The 19,631-nt window shown below is 51.3% G+C and carries 21 protein-coding genes; 14 read left to right on the top strand and 7 right to left on the bottom strand.

What is annotated here, in order from left to right; all coding sequences use genetic code 11:
- Positions 1-6 precede the first annotated feature (6 nt).
- Positions 7-396 carry an endonuclease domain-containing protein gene (locus ACOQPU_RS26480; protein WP_420642830.1) on the top strand — a complete coding sequence of 130 codons (390 nt, stop codon included), beginning with the start codon at positions 7-9 and terminating at the stop codon, positions 394-396.
- Between the two features lie 116 nt (positions 397-512).
- Here ACOQPU_RS26480 and ACOQPU_RS26475 read toward each other — a convergent pair whose 3' ends face one another.
- The gene (locus tag ACOQPU_RS26475; RefSeq protein ID WP_420642829.1) at positions 513-1,976 is read right to left on the bottom strand and encodes an SUMF1/EgtB/PvdO family nonheme iron enzyme; all 1,464 of its coding nucleotides are present in this window, start codon (positions 1,974-1,976) and stop codon (positions 513-515) included.
- Between the two features lie 191 nt (positions 1,977-2,167).
- Between ACOQPU_RS26475 and ACOQPU_RS26470 the strand changes: the two genes are divergently transcribed.
- The gene (locus ACOQPU_RS26470) at positions 2,168-3,010 is read left to right on the top strand and encodes a CoA transferase subunit A (protein WP_420642828.1); all 843 of its coding nucleotides are present in this window, start codon (positions 2,168-2,170) and stop codon (positions 3,008-3,010) included.
- A 16-nt stretch (positions 3,011-3,026) separates the two neighbouring features.
- The gene (locus tag ACOQPU_RS26465; RefSeq protein ID WP_420642827.1) at positions 3,027-3,848 is read left to right on the top strand and encodes a ketoacid-CoA transferase; all 822 of its coding nucleotides are present in this window, start codon (positions 3,027-3,029) and stop codon (positions 3,846-3,848) included.
- A gap of 78 nt (positions 3,849-3,926) precedes the next feature.
- On the opposite strand, the gene ACOQPU_RS26460 is transcribed toward ACOQPU_RS26465, so the two are convergent.
- Positions 3,927-4,724 carry an alpha/beta hydrolase family protein gene (locus ACOQPU_RS26460; protein ID WP_420642826.1) on the bottom strand — a complete coding sequence of 266 codons (798 nt, stop codon included), beginning with the start codon at positions 4,722-4,724 and terminating at the stop codon, positions 3,927-3,929.
- Positions 4,725-4,847: 123 nt separating this feature from the next.
- Here ACOQPU_RS26460 and ACOQPU_RS26455 point away from each other — a divergent pair, with 123 nt between their 5' ends.
- The 6 genes from ACOQPU_RS26455 (at position 4,848) to ACOQPU_RS26430 (ending at position 11,359) form a co-directional block, all read left to right on the top strand.
- Entirely contained in the window at positions 4,848-7,055 is a 2,208-nt protein-coding gene (locus ACOQPU_RS26455) for an AAA family ATPase (RefSeq protein WP_420642825.1), read from the top strand.
- 89 nt (positions 7,056-7,144) lie between these two features.
- Positions 7,145-8,140, top strand: a complete 996-nt coding sequence (locus ACOQPU_RS26450; RefSeq protein ID WP_420642824.1) for a hypothetical protein — start codon at positions 7,145-7,147, stop codon at positions 8,138-8,140.
- A 125-nt stretch (positions 8,141-8,265) separates the two neighbouring features.
- Positions 8,266-9,369, top strand: a complete 1,104-nt coding sequence (locus ACOQPU_RS26445; RefSeq protein WP_420642823.1) for a Shedu anti-phage system protein SduA domain-containing protein — start codon at positions 8,266-8,268, stop codon at positions 9,367-9,369.
- A 145-nt stretch (positions 9,370-9,514) separates the two neighbouring features.
- A complete protein-coding gene (locus ACOQPU_RS26440; protein ID WP_420642822.1) occupies positions 9,515-9,751 on the top strand; it encodes a hypothetical protein in 237 nt (78 codons plus the stop codon).
- On the top strand, positions 9,748-10,332 hold the full coding sequence (locus tag ACOQPU_RS26435; RefSeq protein ID WP_420642821.1) for a nucleotidyl transferase AbiEii/AbiGii toxin family protein: 585 nt from the start codon (positions 9,748-9,750) through the stop codon (positions 10,330-10,332). The genes ACOQPU_RS26440 and ACOQPU_RS26435 overlap by 4 nt, the downstream gene beginning before the upstream one ends.
- Positions 10,333-10,399: 67 nt before the next feature.
- The gene (locus ACOQPU_RS26430; protein WP_420642820.1) at positions 10,400-11,359 is read left to right on the top strand and encodes a hypothetical protein; all 960 of its coding nucleotides are present in this window, start codon (positions 10,400-10,402) and stop codon (positions 11,357-11,359) included.
- Positions 11,360-11,370: 11 nt separating this feature from the next.
- Here the strand turns inward: ACOQPU_RS26430 and ACOQPU_RS26425 are convergent, their stop codons facing one another.
- The 3 genes from ACOQPU_RS26425 to ACOQPU_RS26415 all read right to left on the bottom strand — a co-directional run bounded on the left by ACOQPU_RS26425 (position 11,371) and on the right by ACOQPU_RS26415 (position 12,913).
- Positions 11,371-11,616 (bottom strand): hypothetical protein, encoded by a 246-nt coding sequence (locus ACOQPU_RS26425; RefSeq protein WP_420642819.1) that lies wholly within the window; start codon positions 11,614-11,616, stop codon positions 11,371-11,373.
- A 74-nt stretch (positions 11,617-11,690) separates the two neighbouring features.
- Entirely contained in the window at positions 11,691-12,125 is a 435-nt protein-coding gene (locus ACOQPU_RS26420) for an FHA domain-containing protein (RefSeq protein ID WP_420642818.1), read from the bottom strand.
- Entirely contained in the window at positions 12,122-12,913 is a 792-nt protein-coding gene (locus ACOQPU_RS26415) for an FhaA domain-containing protein (RefSeq protein WP_420642817.1), read from the bottom strand. The genes ACOQPU_RS26420 and ACOQPU_RS26415 overlap by 4 nt, the downstream gene beginning before the upstream one ends.
- 185 nt (positions 12,914-13,098) lie before the next feature.
- Here ACOQPU_RS26415 and selD point away from each other — a divergent pair, with 185 nt between their 5' ends.
- The 5 genes from selD to ACOQPU_RS26390 are packed head-to-tail and all read left to right on the top strand — an operon-like array spanning position 13,099 to position 18,599.
- On the top strand, positions 13,099-14,139 hold the full coding sequence (selD, locus tag ACOQPU_RS26410; protein ID WP_420642816.1) for a selenide, water dikinase SelD: 1,041 nt from the start codon (positions 13,099-13,101) through the stop codon (positions 14,137-14,139).
- A gap of 1 nt (position 14,140) precedes the next feature.
- Positions 14,141-14,620, top strand: coding sequence for a hypothetical protein (locus ACOQPU_RS26405; RefSeq protein WP_420642815.1), 480 nt, complete (start codon positions 14,141-14,143; stop codon positions 14,618-14,620).
- Positions 14,621-14,680: 60 nt separating this feature from the next.
- Positions 14,681-16,399 (top strand): DUF6909 family protein, encoded by a 1,719-nt coding sequence (locus ACOQPU_RS26400; protein ID WP_420642814.1) that lies wholly within the window; start codon positions 14,681-14,683, stop codon positions 16,397-16,399.
- Positions 16,400-16,435: 36 nt separating this feature from the next.
- The gene (locus tag ACOQPU_RS26395) at positions 16,436-17,524 is read left to right on the top strand and encodes a M24 family metallopeptidase (protein ID WP_420642813.1); all 1,089 of its coding nucleotides are present in this window, start codon (positions 16,436-16,438) and stop codon (positions 17,522-17,524) included.
- A 4-nt stretch (positions 17,525-17,528) separates the two neighbouring features.
- Entirely contained in the window at positions 17,529-18,599 is a 1,071-nt protein-coding gene (locus tag ACOQPU_RS26390; protein WP_420642812.1) for a hypothetical protein, read from the top strand.
- A gap of 31 nt (positions 18,600-18,630) precedes the next feature.
- Here the strand turns inward: ACOQPU_RS26390 and ACOQPU_RS26385 are convergent, their stop codons facing one another.
- Positions 18,631-18,948: a GNAT family N-acetyltransferase gene (locus tag ACOQPU_RS26385; RefSeq protein ID WP_420642811.1), complete on the bottom strand. Its 318-nt coding sequence runs from the start codon at positions 18,946-18,948 to the stop codon at positions 18,631-18,633.
- Positions 18,945-19,598: a CDGSH iron-sulfur domain-containing protein gene (locus ACOQPU_RS26380; protein WP_420642810.1), complete on the bottom strand. Its 654-nt coding sequence runs from the start codon at positions 19,596-19,598 to the stop codon at positions 18,945-18,947. The genes ACOQPU_RS26385 and ACOQPU_RS26380 overlap by 4 nt, the downstream gene beginning before the upstream one ends.
- Between the last annotated feature and the right edge of the window lie 33 nt (positions 19,599-19,631).

Here is a 19,631-nt window from a genome sequence, read left to right as displayed (position 1 = left end):
GCCAAAATGAATAAGAAACCACCAACAAATCCCACCCTCCTACACCACGCCCGCGAGATGCGCCAACAGCCAACCGAACCAGAACGCCGCCTGTGGCAGCACCTTCGGCGCAAACAGTTGGGTGGCTTCAGGTTTCGGCGGCAGCAGCCATTGGGGGCATACATCGTGGATTTTTATTGCCATGAAGCACGGCTCATTGTCGAAGTAGATGGGGATAGCCACGCCTTCCAAGAAAAATATGACGCAGAACGCACGGCCTGGCTGGAAGAGCAGGGAAATCACGTTATTCGCTTTTGGAATGTTGAGGTGATGCAAAATCTTGACGGGGTTTTGCAGGTGATTTTGGCGAAGTGTGAGGCGTTGGTTTCTAGTGAGCAAAATCAGCCCCCTCCCTAGCCCTCCCCCGGCGGGGGAGGGAACCTGATCCCCCCTCCCTTCGGGAGGGGGTTAGGGGGAGGGAGAACCGCTGGGGGCAAGCCCCCAGACCCCCCAGAAAACAGAAAATCCAGAATTCAGGAACCAGAAATGGAGAGATGTTCGGCAACCCGAAAGCCGACGGCGTAGTCCCTGAGGCCGGGATCGTTGATGCCCCGGTACGCGGCGCGGCTGAGCCACTGATCGTTGAGGAACGCGCCCCCGCGCAAGCACATCCAATCTTTGTCTTTCCGATATTTTGAAGCCGTCCACTCCCACACATTGCCGCTCATATCCACGCAACTATAAGGGCTGTCACCTTGGGGTGAAAACTGCTCTACAGGTGAAGTTGTGCCAATGCCAGCTTCTTTCGAATTGCAATGCTTTTCCTGCCAATCGTTACCCCATGGATACTCGCGCCCATCAATACCTCTGGCTGCTTTTTCCCATTCTTCCTCAGTCGGCAACTGGCAGCTAGCCCAATTGGCATACGCCTCGGCATCATGCCAGGAAACGTACACGACCGGATGATCGGCAATTTTTGGGAATGGCGATTTGGCATCATCCCAATGGCTTGGCGGATTGTGCCCTGTCGCCGCCACAAAACGGGCATATTCCTCATTGGTCACGGGCGTTTTGGCAATCCAAAATTCAGGCAAATGCCGCCTTTCTTTTTTCTCCCCGTACAAAAAGTCACCCGCCGGGATGCGTATCATCTCCTTGCCCGTATTTGGATGCACCCGAATATCCGGCGGGGTGGGTATGAGAATTTGGGGTTTTTCACGTGGCTGCACATCAATTCTGGCCGGTGAAGGTTTTGGTTTTTCGGTCTTTACAGGAGCAGGTTTAGCTTCAACTTTTGGCTGTGCGGGCTGGGAAGCAATCTCCTCGCCAGCCAACAGCCTAAGCAGACGGGCTACATCAGTCAGGTAATCGTTCTGGAATGGAACGAACTGATAGCCACGCCATAGGGCTGGCGGGCGGCAGGACTTTACATCCAGCGGGTAAAACGTAAGCTCCCCTTCGTGCTCCAAACTCAGCGCCACGTTGGTTTCTCGCTTCACCCATTTGGAGCGCACGGCCTCTGGCGTGAGTAACACAATAAAAATGCCGCTCTCTTCCAAGCCGCGATTGATGGCTTCAACCCACTGCTCTCCCGGATGAATGCTGTCAGGGGCAATCCAGGTTTGCCAGCCGTTATCGCGCAAATCAGCAGCCAACCGCTGCGCCAGCTCCGCATCCTGGTGAGCGTGGCTGATGAAAATTTGGCGGGGGTTTCGCTGGCCAACGGGAACGGTAACTATTTCTGTCTGTACATTTGTCCGGCCAAAAGCAGCGCGAAACGGTCTGGATCGTTCCCGCTGCAAAATGGTAAGCAATTTATCTTCCTGGGCGTTTCGCTCGCACCAGCCGATTAACTCCAAAACCTTGCGCTTCTTGCCCCAGCCGTCGGAAAAATCATGGTACACACTCCGAAATTCCACGGCGCAGAGGATGCGTAGCTCTTCATCGGTAAAATGTTTGATGATAAATTCGTTGAGTTGGCGTCGATCGTAATTCATGTCGGCATCTAAATTGGTTGCTGGTTTGAGCAATTATACAAAAAACAGCATTATCTTCACCTGTCATTCCGAGCGAGCGAAGCGACGAGGAATCTTGCCTGTGGTAGCAGAAAGATTCCTCACTTCGTTCAGAAAGACAATTGTCGGGGAATCGTTGTCAGGCAGCGTCCCACCATCTACAATCTTTGTCTATGCAAGATAAATTGGTGGAATTAACGGCCGTTCTCCCCCTCATCCAGAACAATCAAACCATCGCCCTGGGTGGAATGACCATTTACCGGCGTCCTGTTGCGTTTGTGCGAGCCTTGCTGCAGCGGGAGTCCCGCCCACAAAACCTGACGCTGCTGGCGTTTACTGCCGGGCTGGCCAGCGACATGCTGGTGGGTGGCGGCTGCGTCAGCCACACGCGCACCTGCTACTTCGGGCTAGAATCGTTTGGATTGGCTCCCATGTTTACGAAGGCGGTGGAAGACGGCCGTCTCACCATCATCGAAGAGAGCGAAGCAAGCATCGCCTGTGGATTGCGGGCGGCGGTGGGCAAGCTGGGTTTCATCCCCAGCCGCGCCTGGCAGGGGACCGATCTGTTCAAAGTGCGCCCCGACGTGAAAACAATCATTGATCCGTACAGCGGCGAAACGTTAACCGCTTTCCCTGCCATCGAAGTGGACGTAGCCATCATCCATGTGTTAAAAGCTGACCGCTTCGGCAACGCCATCCTAGGCGGCAATCCCACAATTGATGAGATGCTGAGCAACGAGGCTAAAACGGTGATTTTGACGGCCGAAGAAGTGGTGGAAAAGCTGGAAGGGCCAGTGGATTTAACAGGGCTGCCGGTAACGGCCGTTTGCTATATTCCCAACGGCGCGTGGCCCACCTCCTGCTACCCCGCCTACCCCCTCGACGGCGAAGAAATCCTGCGTTACATTGATGCCTGCCATACCGGGCAATTTGAAGCGTACATTAAGCAAGAATTTAACGCAGAGCCGCAAAGTCGCAGAGAAATCAAGCGGAAAAAATCTGAGAAATCCGCGTAATCCGTGGCTAAAAATTATGTGCACAATTGACGAACTGATTTGCGTTTGCATTAGCCGCCAGATTAAGGACGGTGAACTGGTCGCCCAAGGAATGGCCACGCCGCTGGTGGCGGCCGGCTACCTGCTGGCCAAGGTCACCCATGCCCCCAACCTCACCTTTATTTCGGCTATTGGGCAAACGTTTTGCCAGGAGTTCGCGCCCCTGGGTCTGGCAACGGTAGAAAATTTGTGGCTGAAAAATGGTCTGTTTAGCATCAACTTCATCACCGGCGTTTGTGATTTTTTGCCCCGCTACCAGCCCAAAGAGTTTTTCCGGCCCGGCCAGGTTGATCCATTTGGCAATTTCAATAATGTGTTTATGGGCGGCAGCTACGAAAAGCCCCGGCTGCGGCTACCTGGTTCGGCTGGCATCCCCGACGTCACCGTTTATGAGGAGCATGTTTGCCTTTACGTACCACGCCACGGCCGACACACCTTTGTGCCGCAGCTTGATTTTCGCAGTGGGCTGGGACATTCTCCAAAGCGTACACAAGGCAGCGGACCAACGTATCTGGTGAGTGATTTGGGGCAGTTTGATTTTTGGGGTGAGAACGGCCGTCTCCGACTCACCACCCACCACCCAGGCATTTCGCCCAAGCGTATCCAGGCCAAGACAGGCTTCCCCCTGGAAGTTGCTCCCAATTTGCACGAAACCGAGCTGCCCACGGCCGAAGAAGTTCAGTTGCTACGCGAGAAAGTTGACCCGCTCGGCATCCGCACGCTAGAAACGCTGCGTGGCGCACGCCGCAAAACCAAACTCCGCCAAATCATCGCTGCCGAGAAAGCGCAATCAAAATAAGCAGACTACAAAAGTCTCAGGGCAATCTGCTTGAAACCTCGCTTTAGTAAGACTTTTGTAGTCGTTGCACAACCCTCGTCATGCCAGCGTTTCAAGCATCCAGCGGCTTGTTTCCGCAATCACCCCGGTTGCCACAGTGCAATCTCCGGATAAAACGTTGAAAGTGTGATTTGCTCCGTCAATAATTACCAGCCGCTTTTGAGATGTTGCGGCCGCCGCGACATAGTTTCTGGCATTCTCCGCTGCTGGAGAATCCGAACTGCCCGCAATTGCCAATAAAGCACCCGGAAATTTTTTGATAGCATGCCCTGGATTGAACGCTTCTAAGCTGTCGAAGAAGTCATTTTTTAATGTCACGGAGTGCCAGCCCAAATCAATCGTCACCTGACCGTGCTTTTTAGCGGTGGCAAAATTATCTTCTCCCAACGACTCAAGAAACTGCTCCCGCAAACGTCTTGCCGGTGACCACAAAGCCATCGTCTTGAACCGTGCAGGATTTTCCGCAGCGGCAAGCAAGGCAACGGCCGCACCCAAACTGAAACCAATGATGCCAAGGCGAGTCGGGTCTACCTCCTGGTGTGACAGCAAATATCGTGAGGCAACTTGGGCAGCTTCCAACAGTCGGGACACAGTCGTATCTGCCATATCGCCCCCGCTTTCACCCCAGCCCCGGAAATCTATCCGGAGCGAGCCAACCCCCTGTTTTGCCAATTCAATCGCTAAATCGGCAAACATATTGCCAACTTCGTCTTTGTGGCTGGCAAAGCCGTGCAAAAGCAAAACTGCGGGATTGGGTGCCTCTTTCATGGGCAGCATCACAATCCCTGCAATATTGTTCTCTTTACCAATCAAAACCTGGTTTTCTTTCGTTTTCACAAGAGTCTCCTGTTTGCGCTTGCTCAGAAGTCCAACTTTTGACAAAAGTTGAACTTCTCTGAACACGGCAGCGTGTCCAAATATCGTTGGCAGAACGGGGGGCGGCGTTGTAAGATTGCCGCCATGAGCAACCTGAACCCAAACATCCCCACATCTGAACTAGCCGGATTGATGACCACAGCAGGCAGCAAGCTAAAAGAGTACCAGCTCAAGCTGCTAACGCCGCACCTGCTACTGCGAACCTTTTTAGACGATCCCAAATCGGTAGCGCACCAAATTTTGCAGCAGCTAAAGGAACAGCGCGGCTTTGATTTGGATGATTTGACGCGGCGGGTAGAGATGATGGCGCACACCAACAAGGGTCGCAATGCCAAATTCTACTTTACCGATGATTTTGGCAAGGACGTGCCGCTAGACGAGGAGATGCTGGTGGTTATCGATGAAGGGTTGACAATGGCCCAGGCGCGAGAGGAGCTTAAAGCGGGTTCTGGCTATGTTTTGGCGGCAATGGCCCAGCATCCCATCACCACATCGGCCGTTTTGCAGCGGGCGGGGGTGAACCCAACGGCCGTACTCACCCTGCTCAACGACGTGGGGCAAGACGGCACGCCCATCATTCACGATTTTGTCTCTGAGGCGAAGGAAGGTCGCGCCACGGTGGTCTATGAGCGGCAGGAATTGTTGCGTGATTTACTCAGCCTGATTGCGCTGGCACAAAATCGGCACGTCATTTTGGTGGGGCCAGAGGGTGCCGGCAAGCAAACCCTAGGGCAAAGCCTGGCCCAAGCCATCGCCGAAGGGAATGGCGTGACCGAGTTACGCTCGCTGGTGCAAATTAGCGAGACGGCCCTGCTAGAGAACCCGCTGGCAGCGATGCGTGCCGGGCTGCGCCGCGCTAGCGGCGGCATTTTGCTGGTGCCAAACATCCAACGCTTTTTTGCCGATAAGCTGCGCGCCCCCTTCCCCGATCAGGTAAATCGTGAATTGCAAAAAGCCCTGCTGGGCAATGAGCAAATCATAATCGGCACGACCACGCCGGGAGATTATGAGCTTCTGAGCCAGAATAATCTCATCCGCCAAAACACACAACGGTTAAATGTGCCGCCAACCACGGTAAAAGAGACCATTTCCGTCCTACATGCCCACCAGGAGCGGTTAAAAAGTGAGTACGAGGTTGAGATTAATTTGGACTCGATGGAAACGGCCGCACAGATTGCCAACCAGTACATGAAAACCATCGCCATGCCAGCCGCCGCCGTGCAGTTGGCGGAGCGCAGCTGCGCCCTGGTGCGGATTGCCTCATCTAGCCCGGAAGTTGTGTATCCGGGCATCGCCTCCGACAATCGACTTGACCCGGAGGACGTGATGGAAGGCGCAGCCCAAATCACCAACATTCCGGTGAGCAAGCTGGGTGAAGATGAGCGGGGCAAATACGCCAACATGGTGGAACATTTACACAAGCGGATTATTGGGCAGGAAACGGCCGTTCTGGCCGTGAGCCGTGCCGTAAAAACTGCCAGAGTGGGTTTGCGCGATCCAAAACGGCCGATTGGTTCCTTCTTGTTCCTGGGACCCAGCGGTGTGGGCAAGTCTGAGCTGGCCAAGGCGTTGGCAGAATTCATGTTTGGTTCGGAAGATGCGATGCTGGTGCTCGACATGAGCGAGTTTCAGGAAGAAGCCAGTGTCAACAAGCTCATCGGCGCACCGCCCGGATACGTTGGCTTTCAAGGTGGTGGGCAGTTGACCAATTTTGTTAGGGAACGGCCGTACACTGTCATCTTGTTCGATGAGGTAGAAAAAGCTCATCAGCGCGTCTTTGATGTGCTGCTACAGGTGATGGAAGAGGGTCGCCTGACGGACAGCCAGGGGCGGCAAGCCACCTTTAGCGAAACCGTCGTCATCATGACCAGCAACTTGGGTGCACGCCACATGCTCGTCCCATACATTGGCGAAACCGAAAAGAATCTGGTGATGGATGAAGTACATCGTTTCTTCCGCCCGGAATTTCTCAATCGGCTCGATGAAATCATCCTGTTCCACCAGCTTACCAGTGACCAGCTTGGCCTCATCCTCGATTTGCTACTCAAAAAAGAGTTCCGGCTGGCGGCCAACCAAAATATCTCGCTAACGCTGACGGATGCGGCCAAGCAGTGGCTGTTAGCCCAAAACGATCAGCCGGAGTTTGGCGCACGGCCGCTGCGCCGTATCATCGCCCGCCATTTGCGCGAACCGCTGGCTAATTTCTTATTGAGTCAATCGGGGGCGACTGGGGATGAAACGGCCGTGACCGTTAATGCCGCCAACGATGAACTCATCTTCAAAATGGAATAAATTCCAGGACTGGCAGTCCTCTTTGAAGTGCTAGCATCTAAATTCGGTTAAGGACTGCCAGTCCTCTATTCAAAAACAAGGAGGGTTTCATGTCCCAAACATTCACTGGAATTGTGCAGTTTGCCAATGGCTCACCTGCCGCTAACGTGTCTGTGCGTCTGTTCGATGCCGATGTTTTTAGTGAAGATGACGATCTTACCGTGGAACCCGGCTTGTCCGATGATAAAGGGCTGTTCACCGTCATTTACGACGAGGCGCGTGACCTGGATTTTGCCGATATTTTTCGGCCGTATTTGCAATTTAGCTACACGTATCACGGCGAACCGCGCAACCACAAAGCAGACGTACAGCCCAACCAGCGAGATTACCGCCTGCCAGAAACACCGCCCATCGAGTTCATTCCCGCAACTCACGGCTTCCAATACGTCAACCGCTACCCTGGCTATTGGATTCCCTTCTCAGTCCCCTCCATTCCCGATATTCCCAGCGTGAGCAATATTTACGGGCTGTGCGGCGGCATGATTTCCACCGCTATGGACTTTTTGCTGGCTGGGCGCACAATCCCCCAGCGTCGCCGCCGACCAGGGCGGATCACGCCGCTGCATCGCTACATCCACAAACGGCAGGTGGACAGCCTGACGGCAGGCACGCAGGTGGTGCGCTTCGTTCGCTGGATGGCTATGTCTGACAAGGCTGTGCATTTGCGAACGGCCGTTGAGCTACAAAAAATTCGCGCCAATCTAGACAAAGGCATCCCCACTCCCATCGGCATGGTATACGTGAGCACCCGCGACACAATGCAAATTTGGCAAAATCACCAGATTTTAGCCTGCAAATACGAGGAACTTGATGAAGGACGCATTCGCATCCTTGTCTATGACCCCAACTTCCCCCGCCGCAACGACGTCTTCGTGGAATCCTGGCCCGATAAAGAGACGGGCGGCGTTGCCAGCGTCCAACGCATCGGCAAAAAAGAGAAAGTCACGCGCGGCTACTTCACTATGCCCTACCGCCCCGTTGTCCCCCCCACCATCCTCGACGACGACACCGCCAGCGACGAAAAGGACAAACGCGACTTTGGCTAAAATTTCTGTTGATGGATATTTTAAAGTTTATTTGAGTAATTATGATTTGTGACCTGTGCAAAGATATAGTTGATCGAAAAGACGTCCCACATTCCATTCGTAAATGCGAAGGGTGTGGTCGAACGATGTATGTTCATGAACGAGTAAACCATGGTCAAGGGATTAATATCCGAGAAGGAGACACTTTTGTAATTCCTCGCAAGTGGCTAACCCTATCTTTCAATCCTATAAAAAGCACTGGTCAATTTTTTAGGTCAGGACTTCAATGGTTTGCAAAGCTTTTATTTATTGATGATCTACCAAACAAAAAAGACGAGCTAGATTTAGAAATAGCTAAATTAGGGGATTTATCAGACTCCTACTTAAAGAATTCAGACTTATTGAAAGAATTTGATATTGACAATCCAGATCATTCAGACGAAATAATTGAACTTCTTCAAGAAAATAAAACAAGCATTGAATGGTGGGCTTTTTTACATGGCGTCTTTATAAGTATTGTCAAAGACGCCATCGCAAAAAACGACACACAAGAAGCAGTATGGGCAATGGCTTGCGCTGAGCGATTTCGATCAATGACCATCTTTAAGGAACATCTAGAAGAAGTTATTTGGATGGGACATTCAGCACGGCGATTGATAAATATGCTAAGAACTTGGGATAATAATCAATCTAATAGTGACGAAGAGTATTGGCAACAAGTCTTTACCGAAAACTCATATGCATTGTCTCAAGTTTTCTCGGTTCCAGTAATTTTTATTCAGGACAAAGCATACGTTGGCGGAATGAATGTCGAAAGAAAAGATGCAAAATTCGTTGATTACTTGTTTTCCAGCGAGTCTTCACGAGAAGCAATATTGATCGAGATTAAAACACCAGTCACTAAACTATTGGGTGCAAAATATCGAGGGATTCATAAACCATCTTCTGAGCTATCTGATGCTGTCATTCAAGTACAAGATTACCGAAATACTCTCAGCAAAAGTGTAAAAGAGATCACCGTTAATACCCCGTATAAGTTAGCTTCTTTCAATCCAAAATGTATTCTAATTGCTAGCAATGGTAATAAAGAGCTTTACGATGACGCACGAAGAAAATCTTTCGAGCTTTTTCGAACGGGACTGAAAGATGTAGAAATTGTCACGTATGATGAATTATTTCGGAAAGTTGAAGTTTTAGCTACTTTGTTTAATTTGACTCGAAAAAAAGAATCCGAACAACCTACAGAATGAAGCTATAATTCGAACTTTAAAACGGTTCCCGCGCTGATAACGGCCGTTCCCGCCAACACCCCATCATTCAGCACCCTTCCATAAAAAATCAGCGATTCATGTTATAATTACAGTCATGCTGAATTCAAAGCGGGATTCCAAAAACATGCTTGACAAAACTATTTTGCAGCAGAATCAAAAACGGTGGCAATTGGTGGCGCAGTTTGAGCGAGAAGAGGAGAGCCAGAAGTCGTCCCTTGATCGTTGGAAAAAGCTCAATGCCCTATTTAGAATGGCAACCGATCTTAATTTAGCAAAAGACGTAAATACTCAAGATGAGATGCTCGTTTGGGGTCGGTGGAATCAATTAAGGGAACTTCATCTTAGTCGCAGCAATTCATGACTGTAATTAATGAATTAGAACCACTATTATCTCCCATTGCAGCAATTCAAAAATTAATTGAGCATTTTGATGATCAAGGCATTGTCATCGGCGGGGTGGCTGCCAGTATTTTGGGAAAGCCCCGACTCACAGCAGATGCCGATGCCATGCTGTTACTTTCCATTGAAGACGTCCCGCAGTTGGTTGAACTTGCCGAAAAAGTTGGCTTAACTCCGCGCTTGCCTGATGTTGTTGAATTTGCTCAACGCAGCCGGGTTGTTCTCCTTGAACATCAAGCAACTGGCATCAACGTAGATATTTCTCTTGGTCTCCTTCCCTTTGAGATTGAAGCGGTTGAACGCAGCCAAAACCATCAAATTGGAACGATTAGTGTGCGCCTACCAACGCCAGAAGATTTAATCATTCTTAAAGCAGTAGCTAATCGCCCAAAAGATTTATTGGATATTGCCGCAGTTATTTCATCAAATCCAAACTTGGATCAAAACAGAATTGCGCTTTGGGTGCGCCAATTTGCTGAACTGCTTGAGGCACCAGAATTGTGGCTTGAAGTAGAAAAACTGCTTCAAGATGTCAGCCAATAATTAAAATACACATGAAACAATTATGAATCAATTCTCCAAAAGGTTTAGACAAGGGCTTGTGCAAATATTGAGCACATCAGAGCGAGCGATTCGTTCTACTTTCACCGTGGCGATTGGTGCCAGCACGTTGCTGACGGAAACATTGATTCCAGAATCTTTGCGCGGCACAACAACTTACAAAGTCACGCTGGGCATGATCCAGCAATACATTATTGAGCAAGTCGCGGAGATGAAGGATGAGGAAGCGCTTGAAATTAGCGAAGATTACGCCCAAAGAAAGATGGTGGGAACCGCGTTAGAGGCAGCAGGCTTGCTTACCATCGGATTTTCACCACTGTGGGCCTTTGCCATCATTGGCGATACAGTGGGTGGCAGCAAAGTGTATCTACATCGGCTCGTTGCGAGTCTCAAAGAAGATGGCGTTATTGCCGCAGAGACCGAGGTTGCGGAGCTGTTTGAGGCAATTCAACAGGCGACCAGTCACAGCGCAACGGCCGTTGACATGCCACCCCTCTCACGCGAAGAACTTTCTACCCTATCTAACGAGTTAACGAGTGGGTATCGTCAAGCATTTTCAAACCTATCTAACGAGTTAACGAGTGGGTATCGTCAAGCATTTTCAAACCTATCTAACGAGTTAACGAGTGGGTATCGTCAAGCATTTTCAAAGTCTGCCAACCTGCTTCCTCAGCTTGATTCCCTCTGGCAGCGCATGGTGCAAACCGCCAACCGTGAGAATATTTCAGTCGAGCAGTTGAGCGGCATCATGACCATGGATGCGATGAATTGGGGCAAAAAGGGGACGGGGATTGCCAAAGCTGCCGGACGTACTGGGGCAGCGTTGTTTGATGAAAAGATTTTGGAAAGTTATCGTCAAACGTTAGCGAAAACGACGGAACAGGGCGTTGAACAGTATATGCGAAACCATATGCGGCCGTTTATGCAAGCCGCCCACTCCCACTTCGATGCCAGCCGTACCACCTGGATTGAGCGGAAATTTGGGAAGCCCACAGATTCAAAGCTCTAGTTTTAGAACGATTAAGACATGGCTTTTGCTTCATTATAAGCGTCAATCGCCAAAACCGTTGCAGCTACAAAAACAGCACCGAACATAATTGGAAACAGGGTCGGTGCGACCGTCCGTAGCTGATTCTCCACATAGATGAAAACCACCGCCGTCACTGTTAGCCCGATGCCAGTGAGTTTACGACGGCCGTTATACAATGTACCCAACCCCAAAAAGAAAAAGTTCAATACAGCAGCGACCCACGGATTTTTATTCATCTTAAATCTCCTTTCGCTTATAAAAATGTGTAGAAGTAAAGACGAAAAAGCCAGTGGAAACTTCCCATTTTAGACTATGCCTCTAGCTTTAACTGGGTTCCCCCGACGGCGATGACATCACCCGCACTGATAACGGCCGTTCCCTCCAATACTACATCATTCAGCAGCGTCCCATTGCGGCTGCCTCGGTCTTCCAGCCACCATTTACCTTCGCGGCGAGTGATGAGGGCGTGTTCGGCACTGGCGTAGCCATCTGGCAAAACCACCGTGTTGCTGGCAGCGCGGCCAATGCTGGTAATGGGTAGCAAAGGAAAGGCGGTGTCGATGGCAGGCTGCTCTACCTCGTTGGCAATGATGCGCAGACGGCCGTACGGCCGCTCCTGCTCCACCAACGCCGCGGCTGTCACCTGCATATCGCGGTAAATGAACCAGGCGATTCCCGCCAAAAAGCCCAACAGCAGCAAGCCACTAAGCACACGGAAAATGAGTAAGACAAGTTCAGGGGTCATTTGGCAGGTGGGCGGATTTGCGTTTCGTCAACAAGATTATTGGTTGGGCGCGAAGGACGGGGCTGTGTATCACCTTCACCATAAATGAGCAGTACATCACTCAAGGCAATCACATCGCCAGATTTAAGAACTGTCTCATTGATGGGCTGGTTGTTCACTTTGGTGCGTCCCCGATTGCTCACATCGTAGAGGATGAAACGGCCGTATCGCCAGCGAATCTGAGCGTGTTTACGGCTTACGGTAGGGGCATCCAACACCACATCATTGTCGGTGCTTCGCCCCAGGTGCGTTACCGGCTTAGTCAAAGGCACGTGCCGCTGGCCCTCCACAATGAGGTAAGCATCGAGGGCGGCAATGTCTGTGGCCTGACTCTCTGCTTCCGGTACAGCCTGGCGAACTTGGGTGACGGTGTGGTGTGAAGGCTGTTCTGCCTCGCGACCTTCAATAGCAATCTCACGTATCCCTTTGGATGGGTCAGCCACCAATGTTAAATGTGGCAGCTGTGGCAAAGAGAAGTCTGCTTGCTGCACAAAAGCGGCCAAATAGCTTTTTAGCTCCGCGGCCGCATCTGGTTCAGCTTTTACCAGCGCATCAAACGTCTTGTCGTTTAGATACATCGTGTATTGCGTGGGGGCCAACCCGGCGAGTACGTCATTTTCGACCGCGCGGGCTAGCTCAGCGGCAACATCCGGCAAGGCCAAGCCACCACCGAAAAAGCGGTTCAAATTGCCTTCAACAAGCCGCTGCGCCAATGCCTCGAATTTCTGGAACGGTGTCTGCTTTGTCATCTTGCGCGTCATTATAAGTTTGGAAAATGAGTGCGTCAATCTGTAAGCCAGCTACATTGCATGGTCATAGGCATCCGGTATACTTTCCCTCATCTTCGACCAATAAATTAAGGAGATTAGAGATTAGAGATTGGAGACTGGAGATTTTTAATCTCTAATCCCCAATCTCTTTTTAAGGAAGCAGCATGAGCACTGCTAAACAAATCCGGCTGACGTCCTACGCCAGCTGCGCTGGTTGAGCATCTAAACTGGGGCCAGGGGACCTGGCTCAAGCGATTGCCCCCCTGCGTAATTTGTTCAAGCCGGAAGATTATCCGGAACTGCTGGTGGGGTTAGCCAAAGCAGATGATGCGGCCGTTTACCAACTGAACGACCAGCAAGCCATCATCACCACCACCGACTTTTTCCCGCCAGTCGTTGATGATCCATACGACTTTGGCGCGATTGCCGCTGCCAATGCCCTATCTGACGTTTACGCGATGGGCGGGCAGGTGCTGTTCGCCGTCAATCTGGTCGCCTTCCCCGATAATCTGGGCATGGACATTTTGAGCGAAATTTTGCGCGGTGGTGCCGAAAAAGTGGCAGAAGCGGGTGCCGTCATTGCCGGTGGCCACAGTGTGAACGACAAAGAACCCAAATACGGCCTGGCCGTCACGGGGCTTATTGATCCCGAAAAAGTGAAAACCAAAGGAGGTGCACAGCCCGGTGACGTGCTGCTGCTCACCAAGCCGCTGGGCGTGGGCGTGGTTACCACCGCACTTAAAAATGGCTCTGCGGATGAAGGTGATGTGGCCACGGCCGTTTCCAGCATGAAAACGCTCAACAAGACAGCCGCTGAAGCTGCCCAGCTCGCCAACGCCCATAGCCTGACAGACATTACCGGGTTTGGCCTGCTTGGCCACGCCCACGAAATGGCCCACCTGGGGATGGTTGATTTTCACATTGAGGCGAGCAAGCTGCCCTGGTTGCCCGGCGCATTGCGTTATGGCAAAGCGGGTGCATTCCCCGGCGGCATGGGGCGCAATCTGGATTATTTTGGCCGCTGGGTTCAGTTTGGCGATGGCGTCAGCCAACTCATTCAAGACATGCTGATGACCCCGGAAACGTCTGGCGGTTTGCTGGTGACTCTGCCTGCCAACCAAGTTGAGACATTTATCGCGCATTGTGAAACGGCCGTGCCTATCGGCCACGTCACTGAAGGAAAAGGATTTATTCGGGTGAATTAGCATGGAATGGGAAACATTCTTGAACCATCCCGAAGTAAAAAATTTAGAATATCGCAGTATTCCTCCAGGACAATATTTACTTGGAAAAGTTTTGCATGATGTTTTAGATTGCTTAACCAGCTTTAGGGCTCTTGCAAATATGGCAGCTTCCACGACAGATATTCCTGCCGACATCCAAATTTGGTTATCTAAATGGCTTCCAATATTTGAAAATTGGATAACAACCTTACAAGCTTTTTGGGAATATGAAGAGGCAGATAGTGAGTATATTCCAGACATTCTTCAAGAGATATGCGCTCTACTTTCAAACGCCCGTTTACCTTCTCTAGAAGTAGAAAGATTAACCGTACCACAGGAAAAAATTTCAAAAGATATTATTGAATCCGCCATTAATAATGCGGTTCGTTTGAACCTGATTTACCAGGATTTACTTGCTAAAAAATACCTACGCCTTTGGAAAACCAATTACAAAGATTTGTAACGAAATATCTAGAATCTAATTACTTGATTGCTTATTTAACAATCTCCCACCCAAAACCCTATGGACCGAACCGTACCCACCTCTGGCAATGAAGAAATCAACCTCTACCTCCGTACCTATTACTCCTTGCTGCGCAGCAGCCGCGAGGTGCAAATAAAAACCCTCATTGAAGCCCACAAGCGCATGAACTCTGCCTTGCACGTCCTGGCTGATGAGCCGCAGCCTGATATGGCTGCCTTCATCTATGCCATTTTGCGCATGCCTGCCTGCCTGGATCAGTTAAGATTGATAATCATGGGGCAATCTGAGCAGGTTTTTGCCCAGCATGGCTTTCCTAAAGTGGAGAGTTGGCACCAGGTAAACGCCCCCGGCAGGCGGCGACGCAGCTTTTTTGATGGCAAAGATCAGCTTGCCGTCTACATTGCCAGCCGCTCCGATATTGATGATATTGTTCCCATTTTGGTTGCTTACCAGATTGAACGACGCAAGCTGCGGCAACTGCTTAATAAAGAAAACGTCATCAATGAGCTGGAACGCATTCGGGATAGCAAAGGGGGCGTGCCAACAGGCAACAGCCTCGTGCGGCTGTCTCACATGACCAAAGTTCCGGCAGAGGATTTGGCCCGATTGGCTCAGGTGTGGGGGGAAGATACGGCCGTCAAATTCCTTCGCATCGCCAAAACTAAACAAGCCTTATCCATTCGCTCATTGGCAGGTTCGCTGGCCGACTACAAACGCGCGACCCGCCGCTGGTGGCGCAACGTGGAGCAACACCTGCCAGAGATACAGATGGAAGACCGACCCATCTATTTTGTCTCTAGCAATACGCACAGCTTGCCCAATCTTCTAAGCGGCTACGCCTTGCACATTGAGGATGAGATACATGCCTTTATTCGGGAAAATGGCTCGGAAGAGTTGCACCGCGAATATCACGACATTTTAGAGCGCAACGTGCCCAGCAGCCGGGAAAACTTTTTGTATTATGCCCTAAAAAAGCTAGAGCAAGCCAATCCGATGATTACGGCCGCACGGCTGCAAGCAGAGCAGGATATTGGTCTAGTGCGCATTCCCAGCGAACACGCTTTTGACATCGAAGTGCAAATCATCCCCCTGCGCAATATCAATTTAACCAGCATGGACAGTCGGCTGCGCCTGCCCACAATTGACAAGCTACAACAGAGCAACGCGCTCATCATTAACGTCGATTATCCGCTGGGCATGGCTGCCTACCAGGTACTCACGGAAATTGCCCGCAACATCGCTGAGGTACGTGGCGTGTACATTATGGGCAAGTCGGCCACGCTAAACGGCCGTATTGGCGACGTGATGATTCCCAGCGTGGTGCACGACGAGCACACCCTCAATACCTACCTCTTCGACAACTGCTTTGCCGCCGATGATGTGGCACCCTATCTTGTTTATGGCACCGTCATGGACAACCAAAAGGCAATCACCGTCCCCGGTACCTTTTTGCAAAACGAAGGGTATATGTCCGTCTTTTATCAAGAGGGCTACACCGATATGGAGATGGAAGCCGGGCCATATCTCAGCGGCGTTTATGAGATGGTGCGTCCCAAACGGCATCCGTCTAACGAGCTGGTGAACCTGTACAACAGCTCCTTTCCGGTTGGCATTCTACACTACGCCTCAGACACACCTTTTAGCAAAGGGAAAAACTTGGGTTCGCAAAATCTCTCATATTTTGGCATGGACCCTACCTACGCCACCATGATCGCCATTTTGCGCGCTATTTTTGAGACGGAGTTGAACCTACTCTAAATATAAACAGATTTTTCTTTCTTTGGAGAAGCAGCAATGACACGACCATCCATTTTTCAAAAGCGAATCACGGCCGTTCGCCAAAAGCTGGCGGCGTGGGAAGTAGATGGGGTGCTGATTAGCAGCCCCACCAACCGGCGTTGGCTCAGCGGCTTCACTGGCTCTAACGGCCAACTGCTCATCACGGCAAACAGGGCAATTATCGCCACCGATTATCGCTACTTCACCCAGGCCAAACGCCAAGCTCCGGATTTTACGCTGTTCAAGCACCAGCGGACTCTGGAAGAAACCCGCAATTTTCTGGCAGAGGCTGGCGTGCAGCGCGTGGGCATTGAGGCCAAGCACACCACTCTGGAACAGATGGCTGAGCTGGATGAGGTAGAAAATGTCGCCTGGGTTCCCCTGCGCCAAACTTTAGAACCGATGCGGATGATTAAGACGGCCGTTGAAATCGAAGCCATCCAAAAAGCGTGTGCCATTACCGATGCCGTGATGGGCCAGGTACCACACCTGGCCCAGGTCGGCATGACCGAAGCGGAGGTTGCCTGGGAATTGGAAAAAGCGATGCGACAAGCTGGGGCTGAGGCCGTAGCCTTTGACATTATTGTCTCTAGCGGGCCAAACAGTCCGCTGCCGCATCATCATCCCGGCAGCCGCCGCTTGCAGGTCGGCGACCCACTCATTGTGGATATGGGGGCGCAGGTGGATGGCTACAGAAGTGACGTGACACGCTCGTTTTATTTGGACAAAAAAGCGTCTGTGCCTTATTTTGAACTGTATAGCTTGGTGCTTCGGGCGCAAACGGCCGTTTTCCAAAACGCCAAACCGGGCATGAACCTAAAAGAAGTGGATGCCATCGCTAGAGGCGTGTTTGAGCAGGCTGGACACGGGGAGCATTTCGGCCACGGGTTGGGGCACGGTATCGGGCTAGACATTCATGAAGACCCGTTTTTCTCTCCCCGCGCCTCGGAGGAAGATACGGTAGAAGTCGGCATGGTCGTTACCATCGAGCCGGGCTGCTACCTTCCCTCAGGTGTGGGCATCCGCCTGGAAGACACCGCCCTCATGATGGATGAGGGGCTGTTGCCGCTAACCCACTGCCTCAAACAGCCCAATATTCCTTAACAATATGTCCACTTACAAGATGCTCCTCAGCCAAAGCAGCTACAGCCGTGCGCAAACATATTTGGGTGCACTTCAGGCAGGTCAGCCAGCAGGCCGCTATCTGCAAGCAACGTTGGCAGGGCTGAATTTGGCTTCGTTAACAGTAGAGTCGTTTTTGGAACGGTTAGTGCAAACAAAACGGCCGCAAATCTTTGCCGAAAGTGCCGTCGCCGGGGATGGCTCAGATTGGAACCTGACCGAACTGGGCCTGCTGGGCGACATCTCCGTCGCCGCCCAGGTTACGTTTTTTGACAACGGCCGTCACGCCAACCCCAACGTCCACAATCCGCCATTCACCGGCTGGTTGCTGTTTGTGCCGGGGGCGTTGCTAAGAAACGGCCGTTCCCACACCCCCGCCGATTGGCAAGAGGTTGTTTTGCCCGATGGCAATATTGATGAGGAGGCCTACTTTCGACTATATGAGCGGCGGCTTCTACCTGGGTTTTTATACATCAATGAACAGATGGAGTTACAAGGCAAACAAGCACTGATCACCGTGCCAGGGCTAGGCTGCGGCATGTTTGCCGGGCCATTTCAGGGGCAGCTGGGTGAAAAGCTAAAGCGCGTCTTACAAGCGTTTGTTCTCAAACATCAGGCCGCATTCACCCACATTCGCGTCGTTTACTATGATCCCTATCGGGAATGCCAAAATGAGCGGGTTGAATTACCGGGGCTGAGTTTTTTGGTACGGCCGTTAACCCAGGGCAACGAAAGCAAACCCCAGCTTTGCCATCCTACAGCCTACCAAGAACCGGGGGATGATTTTTCAAATTGTGAATTGGTAAGCGTTGTTGCCTGGGATCATGTTTCCTGGCCGGGGAATGATTTTTACGTTGGCTCACGCGCCACAGATGACGGTGTAAAAGGAGCAGCGACAGACGTAACGGCCGTTCTAACGGGCATCACCGGCCACTACAATCTCCAAACCTACCAATATGAACCGCCGCTAGGCTACACAAACTGGCTTGATGTCATCGAAAAACAAAAGCGCACCCTGGCGGTCAAAAAAAATCTGCAACTCTTGCCACCCGCTTAAACCGGTATTGGTCAAGTAAGGAGGGTGAGACTCAAGCTGACGAGCCCTTGCCTTTGTACCCAAAAACAATGTGATGAAATTCAGGATGTGTTCGCAAATAGCTGGTGACAAATGGACAAATCGGGATAACTTTTAGATCATTGTCGCGGGCAAACTCCAGCGCATGACGCGCCAGCTTACCACCAATTCCCATCCCTTTTAACGCAACCGGAACTTCTGTGTGTGTATAGGTGATGTTTTGACCCGCCCGAATGTATTCCAGCAAAGCCATCTGCCCATTTACCTCAACCTCAAACCGCTTTTCGGTCTCATTGTTCCGAACCGCTAACGAATCCAAATCGACGCTCATTCCGCTGTCTCCGATTGAAAGTTGATTGCTTTATGCGTGCCGTCGCAGAACGGCTTGTTATCGGACCCACCGCAACGACACAGGGCAGCTCTTTCACCCCGAAATAGCGTTTGACCATCGGCACTAACCAACTCAAAGTTGCCGCGCAGCAAAATCGGGCCATTGATGGCTGGCGCAACGATTAGCGAGCCAGTCGGTTCCAGTTCTGCCCCGCTGGTTTGGGCGATCTGGCCAGCATCTGTAAATTCGACCGTTTTGTGGGCATCGTCGCAAAACGGTTTGTTGGTTGACTGTCCGCAACGGCACAGAGCCGCCCGCGTTTCCGCCACTGCCTCTGCTGGCATCTCAATTTGCAGATCGCCTTTAATATAAAGTGGACCATTGGCCGTCACCAAAATGCGATTTTGCTCGGGCACAGGCTCTGCCGCCCCACCATCTTTGCGGACGTAATGTAATGCGCCAGTTGGGCAGCGTTCTACAACATCTGCGACGACATCTGCCGCCTCGTTGCCGGGTTGAACCCACGGCCGTTTGGCTGTGTCAAAAACGGCTGGCAAGCCACGCACACATTCGGCGGCATGAATACACCGCTTCATATTGTACGAAACATCAATTGCTTCACTCGTATATTGCTTCACGTTTTTGCTCATGTTTGCTCCTTTTTCTTATCTCTATCCTGATAT

It is taken from the genome of Candidatus Leptofilum sp. (genome assembly GCF_965223285.1).
GTDB lineage: Bacteria > Chloroflexota > Anaerolineae > Promineifilales > Promineifilaceae > Leptofilum.
Note: the sequence above shows the minus strand (reverse complement) of the source record. Positions and strands in the feature narration are given on the sequence as shown.

Coding starts and splice junctions, on each gene's coding strand:
- ACOQPU_RS26470 (WP_420642828.1), top strand. CDS start 2,168: ATGCAAGATAAATTGGTGGAATTAACGGCCGTTCTCCCCCTCATCCAG.
- ACOQPU_RS26395 (WP_420642813.1), top strand. CDS start 16,436: ATGACACGACCATCCATTTTTCAAAAGCGAATCACGGCCGTTCGCCAA.
- ACOQPU_RS26465 (WP_420642827.1), top strand. CDS start 3,027: ATGTGCACAATTGACGAACTGATTTGCGTTTGCATTAGCCGCCAGATT.
- ACOQPU_RS26435 (WP_420642821.1), top strand. CDS start 9,748: ATGACTGTAATTAATGAATTAGAACCACTATTATCTCCCATTGCAGCA.
- ACOQPU_RS26450 (WP_420642824.1), top strand. CDS start 7,145: ATGTCCCAAACATTCACTGGAATTGTGCAGTTTGCCAATGGCTCACCT.
- ACOQPU_RS26400 (WP_420642814.1), top strand. CDS start 14,681: ATGGACCGAACCGTACCCACCTCTGGCAATGAAGAAATCAACCTCTAC.
- ACOQPU_RS26405 (WP_420642815.1), top strand. CDS start 14,141: ATGGAATGGGAAACATTCTTGAACCATCCCGAAGTAAAAAATTTAGAA.
- ACOQPU_RS26455 (WP_420642825.1), top strand. CDS start 4,848: ATGAGCAACCTGAACCCAAACATCCCCACATCTGAACTAGCCGGATTG.
- ACOQPU_RS26440 (WP_420642822.1), top strand. CDS start 9,515: ATGCTTGACAAAACTATTTTGCAGCAGAATCAAAAACGGTGGCAATTG.
- ACOQPU_RS26390 (WP_420642812.1), top strand. CDS start 17,529: ATGTCCACTTACAAGATGCTCCTCAGCCAAAGCAGCTACAGCCGTGCG.
- ACOQPU_RS26415 (WP_420642817.1), bottom strand. CDS start 12,913: ATGACAAAGCAGACACCGTTCCAGAAATTCGAGGCATTGGCGCAGCGG.
- ACOQPU_RS26475 (WP_420642829.1), bottom strand. CDS start 1,976: ATGAATTACGATCGACGCCAACTCAACGAATTTATCATCAAACATTTT.
- ACOQPU_RS26420 (WP_420642818.1), bottom strand. CDS start 12,125: ATGACCCCTGAACTTGTCTTACTCATTTTCCGTGTGCTTAGTGGCTTG.
- ACOQPU_RS26385 (WP_420642811.1), bottom strand. CDS start 18,948: ATGAGCGTCGATTTGGATTCGTTAGCGGTTCGGAACAATGAGACCGAA.
- ACOQPU_RS26380 (WP_420642810.1), bottom strand. CDS start 19,598: ATGAGCAAAAACGTGAAGCAATATACGAGTGAAGCAATTGATGTTTCG.
- ACOQPU_RS26445 (WP_420642823.1), top strand. CDS start 8,266: ATGTATGTTCATGAACGAGTAAACCATGGTCAAGGGATTAATATCCGA.
- ACOQPU_RS26480 (WP_420642830.1), top strand. CDS start 7: ATGAATAAGAAACCACCAACAAATCCCACCCTCCTACACCACGCCCGC.
- ACOQPU_RS26425 (WP_420642819.1), bottom strand. CDS start 11,616: ATGAATAAAAATCCGTGGGTCGCTGCTGTATTGAACTTTTTCTTTTTG.